The organism is Actinomadura sp. CNU-125 (genome assembly GCF_001942465.1).
Lineage (GTDB): Bacteria > Actinomycetota > Actinomycetes > Streptosporangiales > Streptosporangiaceae > Spirillospora.
Map to the genome: position 1 here is coordinate 1 of NZ_MKJY01000061.1, position 19,946 is coordinate 19,946.

Consider the following 19,946-nt stretch of genomic DNA (forward strand, 5'->3'; position numbering starts at 1 on the left):
GGGCGCTGCGGGCGCGGGGGTGGCTCATCAAGGCGGGCCGCCGCGCTGCCGGGCGATCCGGTCCCCGGGACGGTCGCGGCGGCGGCCGGGGTCCGCGCGGGGTCGCCGGTGCCGGCCGGACGGCTGGTGGTGCTGGGCGACAACGCGGCGGCGAGCTTCGACTCCCGCGACTGCGGTTACTTCGACGCGGACCGCCTGCTCGGCGTCGTCGTCCGCACGATGTGACCGTCCGCACGATGTGACCGTCCGGCCGGGGGCGGCCGTCGCGGCGGTGGGCGTCAGCGGCGGGGGCCGGGGCGGCGGACGCGGCCGACGTCGCCGTGCCGCGCGGGGGCGCGGCGGTAGCGGACGGCGACGGTGTCGCGGCGGGGCGCCGGGGCGAGTGCCGGGTCGCGGTTGAGCATCGCCCGGTGCAGGTCCACGAGTTCGGGGCCGGGGTCGATGCCGAGCGCGCGGAGCATCTCGCGCGCGGACGCGTAGGCGTTGAGCGCGGCGGCGATGTCGCCGCCCTGGTAGAGGGCGAGCATCAGGTGCGCCCACAGCCGCTCGCGGGTCGGGTGGACGGCGAGCAGGTCGCGCAGCTCGGGGACGATGACCTCGTGCTCGCCGAGGCTGAGGCGGGCGGCGGCGATCGTCTCCAGGGCCGTGCAGTGCTGCTCGTCGAGCGAGTCGAGCCAGGGCGCCATGGCGAGCGTGGACGGGACGTCCTCGGCGGGCCGCCCCCGCCACAGCGCGAGTCCCGCGGACAGGTGCACGACGGCTTCCTTCGGCCTGCCCCGCGACATCGCCGCCTTTCCGTTGCGGAAGTGCTCGGTGAATTGCGCGCTGTCGAGTTCGTGCGGATCGACCCGAAGGGCGTAGCCGGGATGACGTCCGGCGATGCGGGCCGGGGAAGGGCGTCCGGAATCGTTCAGTGCGGTGCGGAGTTTCCCGGCGTAGGTGCGCAAGTTGAAGACGGCCGATTTCGGGGGGCGGTCGTCCCAGAGGGCCGTTGTCAGCCGGTCGAGGGACACGGTCCGGTTCGGTTCCATCAGCAGGACGGCGAGGAGCGTGCGCTGCTTGGCCGTGCCGAGATCGATCTCCTGCCCGTCCCGCCATACCCGCAATGGGCCGAGCACCCCGAATCTGAGGCCCATCCGTCCTCCTGTCACCGCCGCCGTGGGAGCGCTCCCACCAACAGTAAAATAGATATTTCTCCATTTCGCGTCAAGAGGACGGTTCCCGGAATTCATGCCCGGATGCGGCCACCGAACCCAGATCCTTTATCGGTGTTCTTTTCGGCACCCGGGGCCGAATGTCGGACCGGGCCGGACGGGCGTGATTCGGCGCGGCCGTCCGGGGTAGGGCGTCGCGGACCACGGCCGTCGGCCCGGCGGGGACGCGGGCCCGGCCACACCGGCGATCATCGGGGGGGCGCCGTGCGGGGACGGTGGCGGCGGCGCGCGCGGTCGGCCCGCTGGCCGGCCGGGATGGGCATCGCGGGCTGGCGGTGGCTGCGCGGATCCAGGCGGATACCGCGCCGCCCGCTGCGCGCGGGAACGCCCACGGAGATCGAGCGGATGCCGCACCGGGACGGGCGCGGGGTGCAGGATCCGCGCCACGGCGTCGGGCCCGCCTACCGGCGGCGGTACACGGTCCGCATCGCGGGCAGCCCGCTGACGCCGGAGCAGCTGATCGGCCGGCTGGGCGACGATCTCAACGCGGCCGCGCCGGTGGAGGTCGCCGTCTTCGACAAGACGGCCGGGGCCGCGGGCGCGGTCGAGGTCGGCGACGAGTACCTCGTCCACATGCCGGGGCCGTGGAACTGCCCGGTGCGCGTGGTGGAGCGGACGCCCGCGTCGTTCCGGTTCGTGACGCTGCGCGGGCACATGGAGGCCGGGGAGATCGAGTTCCGGGCGGCGGCCGCCCCGGACGGGCTCGTGTTCACGATCGAGTCCTGGGCGCGCAGCGGCGACCGGCTGGCGAACGCCCTCTACAGCGGGCTGCGCGTCGCGAAGGAGATGCAGCTGCACATGTGGGCGCACTTCTGCGCGCGGGTCGCCGAACTCTCCGGCGGCCGCATGGTCGGCGAGGTCGAGGTCCGCAGCGAACGCGCGGACGTGCGCGGGCTCGGGCCCGTCACCGATGCGGCCGCGGCGGCGGTCGCGCAGGCGTTCGCGCTGGCGGCGCGGCGGCGCGGCGGCCGTCCGCTGTATCCGCGGGGGCTCGTCTTCGACGCGTCGATGGTGCTGCACGGAACGTCGCGGAGCCGGTTCGTCCCGCTGCTGGACGACCGCGCGGTGCTGCACGGCGAGGCGCGGCTGACGCGCGCGGCGGGCCTGCCGTCCGCGTTCCCGGACGTGCTGGGGCTCGCGCTGCGCTGGCGGCGGCCGGACGGCGCGACGGACGGCGCGACGGACGGCGACGCGGGCGGCGAGGCGGGCGGCGAGGCGGAGCTGCTGCTCGAGCTGAACTGGGCGACGCGCTCGGCCGCCACCTGCCGCGGCCCGCGACCCGGTGGGCGCCGGGGTTCTACGGGTCGCTGCTCGCGTACCGGGCGGGCGACCGCCGTGTGCTGCTGGGCGCGGCCGCGCGGCGTCCCCGGACCGTCCCGTCCGGTCTCGCGGCGCTCGCGCGGGCCGTGGACGAGCGCCCGCTGCTGCTGGACTTGGTGGTGGCGACGGAGTTCGGCCCGTGGGAACGGTTCGGCGAGCTGCGCCTCACCGGACCCGCGCGGACGGACGAGCGGGCGCCGATGCGGTTCGATCCCGAGCGGCACCCCGTCCCGGGGCTGCGCCCGGCGGGAGTGCTCCAGCGGCTGCGGGCCCCGGTCTACGCGGCCGCCCAGGGCGCCGCCCGTCCCGACGAGCCCGCGCGGCGGCCGCACGCGGACCTGCGGCACCGGCGGCCCAACTTCGACCCGCGCGAGCACGGTCCGGGCGGCCGGGGACGGACGGGGAAGGGCTGGCACGTCGACGACCTGCGGCAGCCGCTGCCGGCCGAGCCGCCCGGCCCGCCGGTGCCCGGCGGGAGCTGGGAGATCGCACGGCGGCTCGTCCGGGACTACGCGTACGCCGACCCGGCCATCATCCGCCGCGTGCAGGGCGCGGGACCTCCCGAGCCTGGACGCGACATGCTCCTCGAAGGCCGCTTCTACGGGCTGCGCTTCCACCTCGCGGTCCGCGTCGGGGAGGTCGTCGACCGGGTCGTCGAGGTCGGCGGGCGGCGGGCGCAGGTGTGGGGCTGGAACTACCGGACGCTGCAGGGGCACCTCGAACGCGGCCAGATGGACCAGGAGGTGCGCAAGTGGCTCGACACCGGGGAGGTCGAGTTCCGCATCCGCGCCGTGTCCCGGCGGGGGCCCATCCCGAACCTCGTCGTGCGTCTCGGTTTCATGCTGTTCGGCCGGTACACGCAGCTCAAGTTCTACCGGCGGGCGTGCGACCGGATGGCGCGGCTGACGGCGTCCGGGCTCGCCGAGCGCAGGCGGGCCCTCGTCCGGGACGCCGGTTGAGGGCCCGCACCGCAGAGCCGTGTCAGCAGGTTCGCTGGTACTCCATCCCTTCGTATTTGCCCACGTACTGCTTCCATTGGGCCTGGGTCAGCTCGCCGGTCTCCTTGCAGAGGTTTTCCTTCAGAAGGCGCGGCGAGACGACGTGGGTCACGAGTGCCGCGTCGTCCTGGCCGACGCTGTAGACGCGGGTGCCGTCCGAGCTGAACCCGAGTGCCTGGATCACCGTGTCGGTGCTCGTCGTGTGCCCGGTGAGCGCGAGGCCGAGGTGCCGTCCCGTCTCCACGTCCCAGATGTTGATCTTGCCGCGGATGTCGGCGGTCGCCGCCAGCCGCCCGTCCGGGGAGAGCGCGGCGATCGGGGTCTTGCCCTCCGGGAGCCTGATGGGGCGGCCCTTCTGCTTGAGGGTCGCGGCGTCCCAGAAGGTGAGCAGCCGCTGGTCGGCCACGCCCTCCACCGTCGCCAGGACGCCCCGGGCGAGCGCCTGGACGGTACGGTCCGGCACGGGCGCGCCGAACGCGCCCGCCGGTACGAGCGTCTTGCCCGACGGGAACCCGACCACCCCGAGGTCGGTGGCGGAGACGACGCGGCGGCCGTCCGCGCTCCACACGATCCGCTGATCGCCGCTGCCCACGGTCGACCGCTCCTGCCCGGCGCGGGCCTCGCCGCCGCGGCCGCCCGTTCGCGGCGTCCCAGAACTTCAGGTGGCTCGGCTCGTGCGACACCAGTACCGCGAGCGCCTTGCCGTCCGGCGAGAACGCGGGCGGCGGCCGGAAGGACTGCGCCGGGGCGCCGGTGTCGATCACCGTGCGCCTGGCGCGCTTCCCGACGTCCCAGACCTCGACCTTGCCGTCCGTCCCGGCCAGGGCGAGCAGGCGGCCGTCCCGCGACAGCACCATGGCGCGCTCCGCCACGCCGCCGACGGCCAGGTCGGTGCGGCGCTCGCCTTTCGCGGCGTCCCAGATCTGGACGGTCCCGGGCTCGTCGCGCACGGCCAGCGTGCTCCCGTCGAGGCTGATCGCCGCGTCGATGCCGAACGGGGCGAACCGGAGCCGGTCGGTGAAGCCGGACACGTCGATCGACCGGATCCGGTCCTGGTGGTCGACGCAGCGCAGGCTCGACCCGTCGCGGGCGAACCGGGTGCCGCTGCACATAACGTCGGGGACGTAGTGCAGGTAGGGGCCCTCGTTCGTGCCGGGGTCGGTGCTCCACATCGTCATCGCGGTGGCGATGAACCGGCCGTCCGGGCTGAAGTCCAGGCTGCTCGTCTCGAGGTCCTTCGGCACCGACAGCGACGTGCGGATCTCGCGGGTCTTCGCGTCCAGGACGACGATCTGCTTCGTGGGCTCCCCGTCGACGGCGGCGACGGTGGCGAGGAGGCGGCCGTCCGGGCTGAACGTCGTGGCGAGGTACTGCCGCGCATCGGCGAACGGGTACTGGTTCGGGAGGTTGTGGCGGCCCGTCACCTCCTTGCCGGTGGTCAGGTCCCACCAGGCGAGGCGCTCGCGCTTCGCACCGCTTTCCAGGGGCATGACCAGGTAGCGCTCGTCCGGGGACATCGCCGGCCCGGACACCGTGTACTTGGCCTCGGCCTGGAACAGTTCCCTGCCGGTGGCGCTCTCCACCACCGAGATGCGGCCGTCGACCGTCCTGATCAGCTTCTGGCCGGTCGGGCTGAGGTAGAGGCCGGTGCCCATCGTGTGCTTGTAGGGCAGCGGGCTACCGGTCCCCTTCGCGAGGTCCCAGAACGTCATGGTGCCGTCGTTCTGGAGGGTGAACAGGCGCTTGCCGTCCCCGGTCACGTCCATCCCGGTGAGCGGAGCGCCCTTGACCGTGATCGTGCTGGTCTTCCGGGTCTCGGCGTCCGCCACGATGATCTCCGGCCGGCCGGGCTTCCAGAAGACGTTCGGGCCGCCGCCCGCCGGATACACCTGGTTCCACGAACCGTCGACGCCGGTCGGCGTCCAGATGTCCCGCTCCCACTGCGACGACAGGGCGAGCAGCGCGTCGTGCGTCTCCGGGGTGTTCCCGGCGAGGGACGCGGCGGCGACGGCGAGGCGGCGCGCGAGCGCGGGGTCGGTGCGGCGGAGCTGCACGGCCTGCGTCGCGAGCTGCATGCCCACGGCCGCGTCGCGCTGCCCGGACACCGTCTCGTTGGCCGTGCTGAGCCGGACGCTCTGCGCCCCGGCCGCGCCGCCGCTGATCACCGCGACCAGCAGCAGCGCGCCGAGGGCCGCGGTCACGATCGTCCGGACGCGGGCGCGGCGGTGCGTCTGCTCGACCGACGCCTCCAGGAAGGCTCGCTCGGCGAGGTTGAGGGTGAGGCGGCGGCGGCCGGTGGACGCCCAGTCGCGCGCCTCGTCCAGCCGCGAGCCCTGCAGTAGGTCGGCGGGCCTGCGGCCGCCGCCCGTCCAGCGGCGGGCGGCCTCGGCCAGGGAGTGGTGCCGGTCGAGGCCGTGCCGTTCGGCGTCCACCCAGTCGCGCATGCGGGGCCACGCGCGCAGCAGGGCGGGGGTGCCGATGCCGACCGTGCCGTCGTCGGCCCGCCGGAGCAGGCCCGCCTCGCCGAAGGCGTTCAGGACGCGGAAGACGGTGTCCTCGTCGGTCTCGCCGTCGGTGAAGTCGTCGAGCGGGACCGTGCACAGGACGTCGTCGGCGTTCGGGCGCGCGACGACCGTCCGCAGCAGCATGCGCGGGACGGCCTCCTGCGCGCGGGGATCGAGCGCGCCGTAGGTCCGTTCGGCGAGTTCGGCCAGGGACGGCGGCAGCGTCATCGACGGCTGGGTGCCCTTGCCCGCCGCCTGCCTGCCCGCTTCGAGGGGGTTGCTCGAATCGCCGCCGATGAGCCCGATGAGCAGTTCCTCCGGGGACGGGCGGGCCTCCGGGTCCTGACTGAGCGCGGCGCCGACGAGGCCCCGGAGGGGTTCGGCGAGCATCCCGGTGTCGGGATCGGCCGTCGTGATCTGGTGCATCAGGGTCGGCAGCGAACCGCCGTCGAAGGGCGCGCTGCCGGTCGCGGCGAACAGGACGATCGCGCCCCACGCCCACACGTCCACGGCGGGCGTGGGCCGCTGCCCCCGGAACAGTTCGGGCGCCATCCACCGCGGGGTGCCCTTCATCTGCCCGGTGGCGCTGCGCGACATCTCCTCGGTCTTGGCGATGCCGAAGTCGATGACGCGCGGGCCGTCCGGGCCGAGCAGGACGTTCGCCGGTTTCAGGTCGCGGTGGATCACTCCCGCGCGGTGGATGGACGACAGCGCGGTCGCGATGCCGATCGCGAGCCGGTGGAGTTCGCCGGAGCCGTAGGCGCCGTTGCGGTCGACCCAGCCTTGCAGGTCGGGGCCGGGGACGTACTCGCTGACGATGTACGGGGGCGGGTGGTCGAGGTCGGCGGCGATGATCCGGGCGGTGCAGAACGCCGCGACGCGCTGCAGCGTCGCGACCTCCTTGCGCAGCCCCTCGCGGTACGCCTCGTCGATCGCGTCGGGGTGCAGCGCCTTGACGGCGACGCGGCCGCCCCGGTCGTCGTAGCCCTCGTAGACGACGCCCTGGCCGCCCGCGCCGAGCCGCGCGGCGAGCCAGTAGCCGCCGAGCTGGCGGGGGTCGCGGTCCAGCAGCGGGGTGGTCACGCGATCACTCCCGCCCGGCCGCGGGGACGTGCGGCACTTGCTCCATGGGGGGTTCTCTCCATCTCCGGGTCGAAACTCAAAAGAACATGATTGTCTGTCGCCCGGATACGACGGGAGTGACACGAGAGTTGTTCGGTGAATTCTCGAGGAACGGACCGCACGCCCGGGGGCCGCGCGTGCGGTTATTCGGCGGCGGCCTTCTCGTGCCGGTCCTTCAGCAGCACCTTGTGGATCTTGCCGACGGGCGTCAGCGGGACCTCGGCGGTGACGACGAACCGGCGGGGCACCTTGTAGTCGGCGAGCCGCTCCGCGCAGTACGCGGCGAGTTCGTCCGGTGTGGGCGGTTCGCCGTCGGGGCCGGGCACCACGTAGCAGCAGCCGACCTCGCCGAGGACGGCGTCGGGGACGCCGAACCCCGCGACCATCGCGACCTTCGGGTGCGCGGCGAGCACGTTCTCGATCTCCACCGGGTAGACGTTGAAGCCGCCCTGGATGTACATCTCCTTCTTGCGGCCCCGCAGCACGAGATGCCCGTCCGGTTCCATGAGGGCCATGTCGCCGGTCGCGAGCCAGCCGCCCGGCAGGAACGCCGCGGCCGTCTCGTCCGGCATGTCCCAGTAGCCCGCGGCGACGCAGCCGCCGCGGATCTGCAGCTCGCCGGTCTCCCCCGGCGGGAGCACGGCCCCGTCGGCGCCGACCGTCCGGGCCTCGAACCCGCCGATCGCGACGCCGAGGGTGCGCGCGACGGTCTCGGGGTCGTCGTCCGTCCGCGACAGCACGCAGGCGCCCGACGACTCCGACAGGCCGTACAGGCCGAACAGCGACGCGCCGGGGAAGCCGCGCCGGATCGCCTCGCCCAGCGCCGGTTCCACGTTCGAGCCGCCCGCGACGCACGTCCGGACGGACGACACGTCCCGCCCGGCGAACGAGTCGTGCCCGAGCATCAGCACGAACATCGTCGGGACGGCGCCCAGCAGCGTCACCCGGTGGCGTTCGACGGCCCCCAGGGCGCCGTCCGGGCTGAACGCGGGCAGCAGCGCGACCGCGCCGCCGGACACGAGCGCGGTCGCGATCGTGCAGGTGATGCCGCCGACGTGGTTGAACGGCAGGTGGCCGAGCTGCACTTCGCGCTCGTCCATGCCGAAGTGGGCGGCCTGCGCGGACGCCGACGCCAGCAGGCCGCCGTGCGTGATGACGGCGCCCTTCGGGCGTCCGGTGGTGCCCGAGGTGTAGAGGATCAGCAGCGGGTCGTCCGGGGTGACGGCGGCGCGCGCCGCCGCGAGGGCCCCGGGGTCGGACGGTGCCGCGGTCAGCTCGTCGAACGAGGTGCTCCCCGCGAAGCCGGGCCCGTCGAAGAACACGTGGTCGCGCACGCCGGGGAGCCGCGGGCGGAACCCGTCGAAGAACGCGGCGAAGTCGAACCCGGCGGCGGAACCCGCGCTCACGACCGTCCGGGCGCCGCTCTGGCCGAGCATGTGGGCGAGTTCGGCCTCCCGGTACCGGACGCTGAGCGGCACGACGACCGCGCCGATGCGGGCCGCGCCGAAGAACACGGCGAGCCACCTCGGGGTGTTGAGCCCGAGCAGCCCGATCCGGTCGCCGCGGCCGACGCCGCGGGCCAGCAGCCCGGCCGCGACGCGGTCGGCGAGTTCGTCGAACGCGGGATAGGTGATGGTCTCGTCGCCGTCGTACAGGAACGTTCCGCCCCTGGCCGCCGCCTCGTGGAGCGCGGCCCCGACCGTCGTCGCCTGCATCTCGTCCTCCTCGGTAGGTGGACCCTCGGGTGAACCCTTCTAGGGTTTGCGTCCGACCCCCGCGTAGAACCACGTCTGGCGGGCCTGGTCCGGATCGACCGGGTGGTCGGGGCGCCACAGCGGCGCCCACACCAGGCCGGGCTCGACGGGTTCGAACTCCCCGAACAGGCCGCGGACCTGTTCGAGGGTGCGGGGCGTTCCGGGAGCGGACGTGCGGTTGTAGACCTCGACGACCTTCGCGACGACGTCGGGGACGCCGTCGGCGGAGGCGTGGGTCATCACGAGGTGGCTGCCGGGGACGAGCGCGGCGCGCAACTCGGCCATGATGCCGGGCGGGTCGTCCTCGTCCGGGACGAAGTGCATGGTCGCCACCGTCAGCAGCGCCACCGGCTTGCCGAAGTCGAGGAGATCGAGCTCCGGGTGTTCGAGGATCTCGCGGGGCCGCCGCAGGTCGGCCTGGATCATCCGGGTGACGTCCGAGCCGGCGAGCAGCGCGCGCCCGTGCGCGACGACCTGGTGGTCGTAGTCGACGTAGACGACGCGGGCACCGGGATTCACCGACTGGGCGATCTGGTGGACGTTCTGCTGGGTGGGCAGGCCGGTGCCGATGTCGAGGAACTGGTCGACGCCCTGCTCGGCGAGATACCGCACCGCGCGTCCGAGAAAGGCGCGGTTCTCCCTGATCAGCACCGGGAGGGTGGGATCGGCCGTGATCGCCTCCTCGGCGCGGACGCGATCGGCCGTGTAATGGTCCTTGCCGCCCAGGTAGTAGTCGTACATCCGTGCAATATTCGGCACGTTCGGGTCAAATCCGCCCGGTTGCCGCCGCTCCCCCACCATTTCTCCTCACCAGCCGCCCTCGTCCCACAAGCTAGTACGAAACCTCACCTACTGGTGTTTCCCGCGGCCGGTGTGTCCGTTCGCCGGAAAAATCCGACCGGACGGGACAACGTCCGGGGAACTCGGGTGTCTATCCACCGTGATCGAGATCCTCTCCGGCGACCGGGCCGGTCCCGCACCCGACGTGACGTTCGACGAACTGTTCGGCGCGGACTACCGGCCGCTCGTCCGGCTGGCCGGGCTGCTGGGCGCGGACGATCCCGAGGACGTCGCCCAGGACGCGTTCGCCCGCTACTACCGCAAACGGCGGCGGCTGCGCGACGCGGGCGCGGCCCGCGCCTACCTGCGGTCCACCGTGGTCAACCTGACCCGCAACCGGCACCGGCACCTGCGGCTGGCCCGGATCCGGCTCGCGGCGCACCGGCGGGACGCCCCGGCGGTGGTCGAACCGCCCGAGTCCGACGTCGTCGCGCGGGAGCGGAACCGCGAACTGCTGGAGGCGCTCGCCGCACTCCCGGACCGGCAGCGCGAGGTGCTGGTCCTGCGCTACTGGCTGGACCTCTCCGAGCGGGAGATCGCCGAGACGATGCGCATCTCCGCCGGCACCGTCAAGTCGCATGCCCACCGCGGCGTCGCCGCACTGCAGCGAGCCCTTGAGGAGAAGGCATGAGCACGATCGAAGAGCGGCTCCGGGAGGCGCTGCACGGCGAGGCCGACGGCTACACCGCGCGTCCGGACGCCAAGGCCCGGATCCACCACCGGGTGAGGCGCCGGCGGGCTCGGTTCGCCGCCGCGGGCGCACTGGCCGCGGTCGCCGTAGCGGGCGCGTCCGTCCCGGTCCTGACCGGCGGGGACGTGCAGCGAGACGGGCGGCAGGTCCTCACGCCGTCCTCCACCGGGCCGGGCCGGCCGGGGCCGAAGACGCTCCGCGATCTCAACCCCCCGACCGGCGAGGTACTGCGGACGGATCCGGTCGGCGGCCGAGTGAGCCGCACGGACGTGTGGTACTCCACCGTGAACGGCGAGGCCGCGCTGTGCTGGTCCTGGTCGTCGACCCCGAACGTCGGCGGCTGCGCCTCCCCCGCCTCCCCGGAACCGGACGACGCCTACGCCGCACACTTCGGCGAGTACCTCGGCGGACCGCCGATCGGCGGCGAGATGGCCATCGGCGTCGCGAGCCCGGACGTCGCGTCGGTGACGGCCGAACTCGCCGACGGCCGGAAGGCGACCGGACGGCTGCTGCACGGTTCGGGGTTCCCCCACCCCGTCTGGCAGGTCGGCGGGCTCGGCGCCATCGAGAAGGTGGTACTGGCGGACGCGGGCGGCGAGGCGATCGCGACGATCGAGAAGCAGGACGCCGGCACGGACCCCGGCTGCCCGCTCCGGACACGCAGGCCGGACGGCGCTGTGGAACTCGGCGGAACGGGCGTCGCGGCGAACTGGGACGGGCAGTGTCTCGTCTTCTGGAACGGCGCTGAAACGGCCGGATGGCTCCAGCCGGAGAATGCGCTCCTCGAAGCGGACCGGCCCGGCGGTTCGCTCACCGACGAGGCCCGGCGCGACGGCGGGCACCTGTGGACGTCCGGAAACCGGTGGTACGGGGTGACCGGGACCCAGACCGAACGCGTCGAATTCGAACTGAGCGACGGCACGCGCGTGGAGGTCCGCACGATCGTCCCGCCCTGGGACGAGAAGGTGGCGCTGTTCGCCGGGACCGTCCCGCCGGGGTACGGGCCGCAGGGCGCCCCGGCCGACGGCCCGCTGACCGGGTACGGCGTCGAGGGCACGGCGACCGGGTACGGCGCCGACGGCACCGCGCTCTGGCACCTCCGGTCGTCCTGACCGGGACCCGCCCCCGGGCGTCGTCAGGCGTCCGGGGCGGGCTTCGGCTTCCACAGCGGGTAGGGGATGCCCGCGATCCGGTTGATGACCAGGCCCTGCGCGACGATCACGACCACGGCGGCCGACATGATCGCGAGGTCTTCGGGGCTGCGCAGCAGGCCGAGCGCGATGATCAGCGTGGTGGCTCCGGCGGGCGGGTGCGCGGCGCGCAGCAGCGGCATCAGCCCGCAGGTCAGGCCGAGCGCGATCGCGGCGGCCAGGACGCGGTCGCCCGTCACGTGTTCGAGGTTCGGCGGCGCGCTAGTCAGGCCGGTGACGACGAGCGCGAAGTAGCCGGAGAACATGCCGATGAGGTGCCCGACGAGCGTGTTGCGGGGGGACGCGTTCGCTGTGCGGGGCGAGAAGAACAGCAGGAACGCCGTGGGGCCGAGCGAGGGGAAGATGAACGGGGCGTGCGTCGCGTACGCCAGGCCGGCCATGATCGCCATCGAGAGGAAGCTGTTCGTGCCGCAGTACACGGCGCGCACCGCGTTGGCGGGATAACGCCGCTCCAGCACCTCGACGTGATACCAGGAGGGTGATCGTTCGTCGGCCATGCCGCCCATTTTCCGAGCGGCCGCCGGGGCCGCCCGCACCGGGTCGCCGCGGGCGCGTCGCCCGAGTTCAGGGCACCTGCACCGAGCCGATCACCTGGTCCAGGTCGCCCTGGGTCCCCAACGCGTCGGGGATCGACACCACCAGCAGGCCGGGCGGTCCGCCGTCCGCGCCGCCCGTGTCGACCAGGAGGATCGCCAGCGTGGTGGAGCGGACGGGCCAGCCGTTCGCCGCCGCCTGCGGGAAGTCGAGCCGGACCTGCTCCAGCCAGCCCCGCCCGCCGCCGGACATCTGCGCGGGCCCGGAGTGGAGCGACTCCTCGGTGTGCGGCAGGTTGAACAGCTCCCGGACGATCCGCGTCTTCACGCCCGCGGCGACGGCGTCCAGGTCGTCCGGTCCCGAGTAGCCGCCGATCTCGGCCGGACGCGGCACGCCGGACGCACTGATCGCGTTGAAGCTGACGCCGCCCCGCTCCGGCCCGATCGGCGCGGTCTGCCCGGCGGTGAACATGCCCGGCCGGGTCCAGGCGCCGCCCGCGTCGATCCACGGAGCGCCCAGCCGGACGTAGGAGAAGCCCGCCTGGTCGTCGTGGATCCGCCCGATCACCTCGGACGTCCGGGCCGGATCGGCTGCCGGAGCGCCGGACGACGGGGTGGTCCCGGCCGCCGGGGCGTTCGACGGCGAGGTCGTGTCCGGGGGCGGGGGCGAGGACGAGGCGGCGGCGGGGTCGCGGCCGCCGGAACCGTCCGCCAGCAGGACGGCCGCGACCGCCCCGCCCAGCGACAGCACCGCCAACGGCCGCGACGGCCGCGCCCGCGACGACGGCGTGCGGCGGGTCCGGGAGGCCGGGGCGTCGGTGACGGTCGACGGGGCCGGGACCGGGGACGGGACCGGGGACGGTGTGGGGGCCGTCGTGGTCATCTGGGCGATCATGGCCTGCACCGGGGCGGGCAGCCGCCGGTCGCCGACGCGGCCCGCCGGGCGCACGCCCGCAGGACCTCGGCCACGGCCGGGCGGTCGCCGGGCTCCCGGGCCAGGCACGCGGCGATCAGGTCGCGCAGCTCCGCGGGCACGCCCGTCAGGTCGGGGTCGGCGTGCTGGATCCGGTACATGACGGGGGCGGCCGGCGACCGTCCGAAGGGCGGCTCGCCGGTGGCGGCGAACGCCAGCACCGACCCGAGCGCGAACACGTCGGCGGGCGGCCCGATCTCCCGGTCGCCGCGGGCCTGTTCGGGCGCCATGTACGCGACCGTCCCGACGATCACGCCGCTGCGGGTGCCCGAGGCGGCCTCCAGCGCCCGGACGATCCCGAAGTCGATCACGCGGGGACCGTCGTCCGCGAGGAGCACGTTGCCGGGTTTGAGGTCGCGGTGCACCAGCCCGCAGGCGTGCACGGCCGCGAGCCCCTCGGCGAGCCCGGCGCCGAGGGTCCGGACGGCGGCGGGCGGCAGCGGCCCGTGCCCGGTGACGGCGGCCTGCAGCGAGGGCCCGGGCACGTACGCGGTGACGAGCCACGGACGGTCGGCGTCCGGATCGGCGTCGACGACCTGCGCGGTGTAGAACCCGCCGACCCGCCGCGCCGCCGCGACCTCGGCGGCGAACCGCCGCCGGAACCCGTCGTCGGCGGCGTACTCGGCGCGGACCAGCTTCACCGCGACGGGACGCCCGCCGGGCGACCGGCCGAGGAACACCTGGCCCATCCCGCCGCCGCCGAGCCGCGACGTCAGCGCGTAGGGGCCCACTTCGGCCGGGTCGTCATCGTGAAGCGGCTCCACCGCCGCACCTCCTCGGCAGGCCCGGCCGGTCGCCGGTGCCGGACGTCGTCACCTGCCAGAGGTAACGCTCGCCGCGAACGTCCGGTTCGGCGGGAGACGGCCGGTTCCGGCCGTCGGTCGGTGCCGCCGCGGGTGCGTCAGGCGGTCCGGTCGGCGTACGTCATGAACCAGTGCCCGCGCGTGTGGCTCGCTTGCCCGAAGAACGGGTGGTCCGGGTCGGTGATCTGGCGGTAGAGGAACTCGGTGGCCGTGCAGTCGAAGCGGGTGCCGATGTCGTCCTCGGTCACGGCGTAGACGGGCCACCGGTCGGGGTCGGGGCCTTCGGCGATCCACCAGAAGCTTTCGTGGTGCTCGTTGTTCGACCAGGGGATCACTCCTCCGGGGAGCGGGAAGCAGGGCCGGTCGCCCACCGCGGGGTCGTCGCCCGCGTACAGCCCCCAGTAGTCGATCACTTCCGCTGGATCGAAGACATCGAAGAACACGTCGAATGTGCCGCGGCAGCCGAAGACTTCGACGAGCCGCTTGTAGTCGCCCGGGAGGGGCGTGCCCAGCCGGGACTCGACCGCCGCCCAGTCGGGCGCGGGCGGCGGCGACGTCGGCCCGCCGGTGATCGCGACCAGCCGGTCCAGCCAGGGCATGTCGGCGGGCAGGTCGCCGGGTTCGGGCATGTTCCGTTCCGCGACGGCGACGACCGGACGGCCGTCCGGTCCGCGTCCGACCGCGATCGCCCGCGCGAACCAGATCCAGGCGTGGGTCCAGCCGACCCGGTCGTCGAGCGGCAGCGGCGGCAGGCCGTGGGCCCGGGTGTACGGGTCGACGTAACGCTTGCCGAAGTCCTCGACGACGTCGTCCACGTCGAGGTCGGCGGAGACCGGCAGGCACGTGTGCCCGTCGGGGTGCCCCGGCTCGGCGCAGGTGAGGTCCCCCTCGTCCTGGGGAAACTTGAGACCGGACACGGCCTTGGCCAGTTCCTCTAGGTCCATGCCGCCACCCAAGCAGCCGCCACCGACAGGGTCAGGCGCGCCGATTGAACTTCGCGAACCAGTGCCCGGTCACGTGATCGGCCGTGGTCGTGAGGGGGAACTCCGGGTCGGTCATCTGGCGGAAGAGCAGTTCCGTGGCCGTGCAGTCGAATCGAGTGCCTTCGTCGGTTTCGTCCACGGCGTAGACGGGCCACCGGTCGGGGTCGGGGCCCTCGGCGATCCACCAGAACACCTCGTGGTGCTCGTTGCCCGCCCAGGGGATCAGCCCGCCGGGACGGGGCCAGCCCGCGAGCCCGCCCGCCGCCTCGGCGTCACCCGCGAACGAGCCCCAGTACGAGAGCAGCTCCGCCGGGTCGAAGACCTGGAAGAACTCGTCGAACAGGCCGTCGCAGCCGAAGACTTCGACGAGCCGCTTGTAGTCGCTCGGGAGGGGCGTGCCCAGCCGGGACTCGACCGCCGCCCAGTCGGGCGCGGGCGAGGGCGCCACGGGCCCGCCGGTGATCGCGACCAGCCGGTCCGGCCAGGGCGTGTCCGCGGAAAAGCCGTCCGGATCGGGGACGTCCCGCGCCGTGACGGCGAGGAGGGTGCGGCCGTCCGGGCCGCGCCCGAGCGCGATCGTCCGCGCGTCCCACAGCCAGGCGTGCGTCCAGTCGGCCCAGTCGCCGCCGCCCGGCATCGGCGGCGACCCGTGCGCCGGGGTGTACGGGCCCGCGAACGTCGTGCCGAGCGCCCCGGCCAGGTCGTCCACGCTCATGTCGGCGGGGACGGGCAGGCACGTGTGGTCGGCCGGATGGCCGGGCGCGTCGCAGGTCAGCTCGACGGCGGTGGCGCCCACGAGCCGGAACGCGGCCTCGGCCAACTCCTTGCGGTCCATGCCGAGCACCCAAGCACCCGGCACCGACATTCTTCAGGAAGGTGACACACATCACATACCCGAATGTTGTTATCAACTTGAGAATAACTCACTTCCCCTTTACCGTCCTGAAGACGACAAAACGGGAGGCATCATGGCGGACGTTCAACGCAGGCCGCTGCTGCGGCACCTGAGAGGCGCGCCCACCACCTACGTCCGGCACCTGCGGCGCGGGAAGCCGGTGCACGAGGGCGTCGGGGTGTCCTTCTGGTTCCGTCCGCTGTCGGCGGTGATCAGCGAGGTGCCGGTGGACGACCGGGAGCTGCCGCTGCTCTTCCACGCCCGCACCGCCGACTACCAGGACGTCAGCGTGCAGGCCACGGTCACCTACCGGATCGAGGAGCCCGCGCTGGCGGCCCGGCGGCTGGACTTCGCGATCAACCCGGAGACCGGCGCGTGGCGGTCCGCGCCGCTCGACCAGGTCGCGACGATGCTCACCGAGAGCGCGCAGCAGCACGCCCTGACGCTCGCCGCCGAGATGACCCTGCGGGACGCGATCGGCGGCGGCCCGACCGCGCTCCGCGACGCGGTGACCGCCGGGCTGTCCGGGGACGCGCGGCTCACCGACACCGGCATCACGATCGTCGGCGTGCGGGTCGTCGCCGTCCGTCCGGAAGCCGACGTGGAGCGCGCGCTCCAGACGCCCGCCCGCGAGGAGGTGCAGCAGGAGGCCGACCGGGCGACCTACGAGCGGCGCGCCCTGGCGGTCGAACGGGAGCGCGCGATCGCCGAGAACGAGATGCAGAACCAGATCGAGCTGGCGCAGCGCGAAGAGCAGCTCGTCGCGCGGCGCGGCCAGAACGAGCGCCGCCGCGCCGAAGAGGACGCGGCCGCCGCGTGGGTCGCGGCGGCGGCCAAGGCCGAGCGGGAGAAGCTCGCCGCCGCCACGCAGGCGGAGAACCGGCGGACGCTCGGCGCCGCCGAGGCCGAGGCGAACGCCGCGCACCTGGACGTCTACCGGGACATGGACCCGGCGGTCCTGCTGGCGCTGGCCGCCGAGACCCTCGCCGGGCGGCTGCCGCAGATCGGGCAGCTCAACCTCACCCCCGACATGCTGACCGGCGCGCTCGCCACCTGGCCGCGCCCCGGGACGACGCCCGCCCGCGGCCCCCCGGCGGCGACGGCGGGGCGGGCAGGCGGCGCCGCCCCAGGGGGCGGTGTGACGCTCGCGCCGCGCGCGGTGGTCGTCCACCGCTGCACCGAGTACGACGAGCTGCTGGCCAGGCACAGCAGCCGCGGGCAGGCGGAGTTCTTCCTGCGGTCGCGCGGCCGCGACATCGCGCCGGTGGACGCCGCGCACGCCGCGACCGCGGCGCGCTGGCGAAGGTGGCGGCGGCGATCCCGGTGGCGTGGCGGCGCGGCCTCGTGGAACGCGCCGACCTGGACCGGTTCCTGTTCGCCCCCGACGACCTCGTGATCGTCGTCGGCCAGGACGGCCTCGTCGCCAACACCGCGAAGTACCTGGACGGCCAGCCGGTCATCGGCCTCGACCCCGACCCAGGGCGCAACCCCGGCGTGCTCGTCCCGCACCCGGTGGAGGCGTGCGCCGACCTGCTGCGCGCCGTCGCCGCCGGGACGGCCGCGACCGAGCGGCGCGCGATGGTGCGGGCGGTCACCGACGACGGCGGCGCGCTGACCGCGCTGAACGAGGTGTTCGTCGGGCATCCCACGCACCAGTCCGCCCGCTACCGGCTCGCCTGCGGCGAGGAGCCCGCCGAGCGCCAGTCGTCCTCGGGCGTCCTGGTCGCCACCGGCACCGGCGCGACCGGCTGGTGCCGTTCGGTGTGGCTGGAACGCCGCAGCGACCTGCGGCTGCCCGCACCCGCCGAACCCGAACTGGCCTGGTTCGTCCGGGAGGCGTGGCCGTCGCCCGCCACCGGCACGTCCCGGACGCAGGGCCGGCTCGGGCCCCGCGAGACACTCGGCCTCGTCTCGGAGACCGACGGGCTCGTCGTGTTCGGCGACGGCATGGAGTCCGACCGGCTCACGCTCTCCTGGGGGTCGCGCATCGAGATCGGCGTCGCGCCCGGCGGCCTCAACCTCGTCCGCTGACGAAGACGTCCTTCCAGAAGCGCTGCCGCCCGGCATCGGTGCCGATGAGGTACGTCGCCTTCAGCTTCGGCGGGAGCAGCGGCGCGAGCGCCGCGACGGTCTCCGCGTGCGCCTTGAGCTGCGACAGTTCCGCGTTCGCGAGGACGCGGTGGACGGTGTCGGTCGCGTCCGAACCCTCGGCGGGCGCGGCGCGGAGCCGTCCCGTCCAGGCGTCGAGGTCGGCGGACAGCTCGCGCAGGCCCGTGACGGGACGGCTGGCGAGGCGCGTCTCAAGGTCGGTGAGGGGGACGGGCGCGTAGTCGCCGTCGCCGAGGTAGATCTTGGCGACGTCGAGGGGAAGGTCGCGCCCGTGCAGGCGGATGAGGCGTTCGAGGGTCCGCTTGGTCATCCACTGGCGGCCTTCCTCGTCGATGTCGTTCTTCCACCATTCGAGAACGATCTCGGCCGTGGCGCCGTACTGGGCGATGAGCCACTCGTTGGCCGGGATGTCCTCGGGGTCGATCTCCAGCGAGGCGGTGAAGCGCGACGCCTGCGCGATGGAGTTCCGCGACACGAGCAGCTTCCGCCCCAGATGGTACGGAGGGTTCTGCAAGGCGATCTGTGCGCGGAGCCCCTCGATGCGACGTCCGGCCAGAGACCACTCCTGCGTGATCTCCATCAGGCGGGCGAACGCGGCCTTGTCCTTGGGACGGTTGTACTCGTCCCACACGATCGCCTTGTCGTCCTCCCCGAGGAAGGGCGCGGCCAACAGGTTGTCGAGCGTGCCGTCGAGGGTGGGGACCGGCGCGCAGAGGTCCTCGACGTTCGTGACGGGCAGCGAGAAGTACAGCGGGTCGATACCCAGCTCGCCGCGCACGACCTCCTTGACGACCTGGGTCTTCCCGCAGCCCGGCGGGCCCTGGACGAGCACCGCCCACCGCTGGTCGAGGGCGGCGCGGACGACCCGGCGCACGGCGTCCGGCACGTGCCCGGGGTTCGGCACGTCCGCGCCCGCGCGCCCCAGCTCGTCGGCGATCCGGTCGAGGATCTCGGGCGCCTGGTCGTCCCCCGGACGGCCGTCCGGCCCGGCCGTCGCGAGCGCGAGGCGCGCGTCCACCAGCGGCAGCCCCCACGCGAGGGGGAACCCGGCGAGGCCGCAGTCGACGACGTGCTCCAGCGTGCGCGGCGACAGGAGGCGGCGCACGTCCGGCGGCAGCGACGCCCACACGCGGAACACGCCGGTGAGGTCGACGCCGCGGAACTTCCGCGACAGCGCGGCGCGCCACGCGGTGTCGGCGGCGTCGACCCGCAGCGTCGCCATCCGGTCGAGGACGGCGAGGTCGGTGCGCCGCGCCGCCGTCTCGTCCGGCGACTCGTTGTCGGTGAGGAACACGCCGATGCAGCCGAGCTCGCGCAGGTCGTGCTCGCCGAGCGTCCAGTCGCAGGCGATCTGCATGAGCTGCGACTGGATCGTGGCGCCCGCCTGGAGCGAGTCGTCGATGAGCAGCACGAACGGCTTGCCGGGCTTGAGCTGCCGCATGATGAGCTGCCGCAGGACGAGTTCCCCGTCGCCGCCCCGCCGGACGGGCGCGTTCACGAGCAGGTCGTCGGGCGTGAGGTTCGCGGCGGGCACGTACACGAGGCGGACGCCCTCGCGCTTGCGGACGTGATGGAAGAACGTCGAGGTCTTGCCGATGCCGTGGTCGCCGAAGACCTGCCCGGTGAGCCCCAGGTCGATCATGGTGTCGATGAAGTGGGCCAGGCGCGGCCCGTCCGGCATGCTCATGGATCAAGTACAGCGCCCCGAGACGCCCGGCTTCACCCGGTTTAATTGGCCGCATGCGCGACGACGAGGTGGCGACGTGCCTGCGCGTGCTGGCGGAGCTGGCGGACGCGCCCGACGGCGACCCCGATCTCGAACGGGTGCGGGCGGGTGTGTCCGCGTTCGTCCGGCGGACCCGGAAGCGGGAGCGGGCGGCGCAGCGGCGGCTGCGCGCGGCGGCCGTCGCGGAGGTCCTCGCGGGAACCGCGACGGGCGCCGCCGAACGCGTAGCCGGCGCCCCGGCCGCGCCCCCCGTCGGAGCAGCGGTCGACA

Annotated in this window: 17 protein-coding genes and 2 pseudogenes; 8 read left to right on the forward strand and 11 right to left on the reverse strand. The window is 74.1% G+C overall.

Annotation, left to right across the window (positions count from 1 at the left end; all coding sequences use genetic code 11):
* Positions 1–225 (forward strand): S26 family signal peptidase (locus BJF79_RS55240; RefSeq protein ID WP_262401735.1); only part of this gene is annotated, 225 nt, incomplete at its 5' end.
* A gap of 53 nt (positions 226–278) precedes the next feature.
* Here BJF79_RS55240 and BJF79_RS08720 read toward each other — a convergent pair.
* Positions 279–1,136, reverse strand: coding sequence for a BTAD domain-containing putative transcriptional regulator (locus BJF79_RS08720; protein ID WP_158079127.1), 858 nt, complete (start codon positions 1,134–1,136; stop codon positions 279–281).
* Between the two features lie 651 nt (positions 1,137–1,787).
* On the opposite strand from BJF79_RS08720, the pseudogene BJF79_RS66645 reads away from it, so the two are divergent.
* A pseudogene (locus tag BJF79_RS66645) lies at positions 1,788–1,949 on the forward strand (DUF1990 family protein); the annotation flags it as partial.
* A gap of 23 nt (positions 1,950–1,972) precedes the next feature.
* Here the strand turns inward: BJF79_RS66645 and BJF79_RS59025 are convergent.
* The gene (locus tag BJF79_RS59025) at positions 1,973–2,476 is read right to left on the reverse strand and encodes a hypothetical protein (RefSeq protein WP_075896117.1); all 504 of its coding nucleotides are present in this window, start codon (positions 2,474–2,476) and stop codon (positions 1,973–1,975) included.
* Between the two features lie 75 nt (positions 2,477–2,551).
* On the opposite strand from BJF79_RS59025, the gene BJF79_RS08735 reads away from it, so the two are divergent.
* Positions 2,552–3,493 carry a DUF1990 family protein gene (locus tag BJF79_RS08735; RefSeq protein WP_075896119.1) on the forward strand — a complete coding sequence of 314 codons (942 nt, stop codon included), beginning with the start codon at positions 2,552–2,554 and terminating at the stop codon, positions 3,491–3,493.
* Here the strand turns inward: BJF79_RS08735 and BJF79_RS53000 are convergent.
* The 3 genes from BJF79_RS53000 to BJF79_RS08750 all read right to left on the reverse strand — a co-directional run bounded on the left by BJF79_RS53000 (position 3,406) and on the right by BJF79_RS08750 (position 9,713).
* Positions 3,406–7,119: a WD40 repeat domain-containing serine/threonine protein kinase gene (locus BJF79_RS53000; protein ID WP_075896121.1), complete on the reverse strand. Its 3,714-nt coding sequence runs from the start codon at positions 7,117–7,119 to the stop codon at positions 3,406–3,408. The genes BJF79_RS08735 and BJF79_RS53000 overlap by 88 nt on opposite strands.
* Before the next feature lie 182 nt (positions 7,120–7,301).
* Positions 7,302–8,873 carry a class I adenylate-forming enzyme family protein gene (locus tag BJF79_RS08745; protein WP_075896123.1) on the reverse strand — a complete coding sequence of 524 codons (1,572 nt, stop codon included), beginning with the start codon at positions 8,871–8,873 and terminating at the stop codon, positions 7,302–7,304.
* Between the two features lie 39 nt (positions 8,874–8,912).
* Entirely contained in the window at positions 8,913–9,713 is an 801-nt protein-coding gene (locus tag BJF79_RS08750) for an SAM-dependent methyltransferase (RefSeq protein ID WP_075896125.1), read from the reverse strand.
* A gap of 139 nt (positions 9,714–9,852) precedes the next feature.
* Here BJF79_RS08750 and BJF79_RS08755 point away from each other — a divergent pair, with 139 nt between their 5' ends.
* Positions 9,853–10,383: an RNA polymerase sigma factor gene (locus BJF79_RS08755; RefSeq protein WP_262401737.1), complete on the forward strand. Its 531-nt coding sequence runs from the start codon at positions 9,853–9,855 to the stop codon at positions 10,381–10,383.
* Positions 10,380–11,555: a hypothetical protein gene (locus tag BJF79_RS08760; protein WP_075896127.1), complete on the forward strand. Its 1,176-nt coding sequence runs from the start codon at positions 10,380–10,382 to the stop codon at positions 11,553–11,555. Before BJF79_RS08755 ends, BJF79_RS08760 begins: the two co-directional genes overlap by 4 nt.
* 23 nt (positions 11,556–11,578) lie before the next feature.
* Here BJF79_RS08760 and BJF79_RS08765 read toward each other — a convergent pair whose 3' ends face one another.
* The 5 genes from BJF79_RS08765 to BJF79_RS08785 all read right to left on the reverse strand — a co-directional run bounded on the left by BJF79_RS08765 (position 11,579) and on the right by BJF79_RS08785 (position 15,805).
* Positions 11,579–12,151 carry an HPP family protein gene (locus tag BJF79_RS08765; protein ID WP_083733279.1) on the reverse strand — a complete coding sequence of 191 codons (573 nt, stop codon included), beginning with the start codon at positions 12,149–12,151 and terminating at the stop codon, positions 11,579–11,581.
* A gap of 67 nt (positions 12,152–12,218) precedes the next feature.
* A complete protein-coding gene (locus BJF79_RS08770; RefSeq protein WP_075896131.1) occupies positions 12,219–13,136 on the reverse strand; it encodes a hypothetical protein in 918 nt (305 codons plus the stop codon).
* Positions 13,079–13,924, reverse strand: a complete 846-nt coding sequence (locus BJF79_RS08775; RefSeq protein WP_075896133.1) for a serine/threonine-protein kinase — start codon at positions 13,922–13,924, stop codon at positions 13,079–13,081. Before BJF79_RS08775 ends, BJF79_RS08770 begins: the two co-directional genes overlap by 58 nt.
* Before the next feature lie 137 nt (positions 13,925–14,061).
* Positions 14,062–14,907, reverse strand: coding sequence for an SMI1/KNR4 family protein (locus tag BJF79_RS08780; protein WP_075896135.1), 846 nt, complete (start codon positions 14,905–14,907; stop codon positions 14,062–14,064).
* Between the two features lie 31 nt (positions 14,908–14,938).
* Positions 14,939–15,805: an SMI1/KNR4 family protein gene (locus BJF79_RS08785; RefSeq protein WP_143219793.1), complete on the reverse strand. Its 867-nt coding sequence runs from the start codon at positions 15,803–15,805 to the stop codon at positions 14,939–14,941.
* A 109-nt stretch (positions 15,806–15,914) separates the two neighbouring features.
* On the opposite strand from BJF79_RS08785, the gene BJF79_RS08790 reads away from it, so the two are divergent.
* Positions 15,915–17,237, forward strand: coding sequence for an SPFH domain-containing protein (locus BJF79_RS08790; RefSeq protein ID WP_262401738.1), 1,323 nt, complete (start codon positions 15,915–15,917; stop codon positions 17,235–17,237).
* Positions 17,186–17,872, forward strand: a complete 687-nt coding sequence (locus tag BJF79_RS08795) for a hypothetical protein (RefSeq protein ID WP_262401739.1) — start codon at positions 17,186–17,188, stop codon at positions 17,870–17,872. Before BJF79_RS08790 ends, BJF79_RS08795 begins: the two co-directional genes overlap by 52 nt.
* Here BJF79_RS08795 and BJF79_RS08800 read toward each other — a convergent pair.
* Positions 17,856–19,637, reverse strand: a complete 1,782-nt coding sequence (locus BJF79_RS08800; RefSeq protein WP_075896139.1) for an AAA family ATPase — start codon at positions 19,635–19,637, stop codon at positions 17,856–17,858. The genes BJF79_RS08795 and BJF79_RS08800 overlap by 17 nt on opposite strands.
* Before the next feature lie 53 nt (positions 19,638–19,690).
* Between BJF79_RS08800 and BJF79_RS08805 the strand changes: the two are divergent.
* A pseudogene (locus tag BJF79_RS08805) lies at positions 19,691–19,946 on the forward strand (hypothetical protein); the annotation flags it as partial.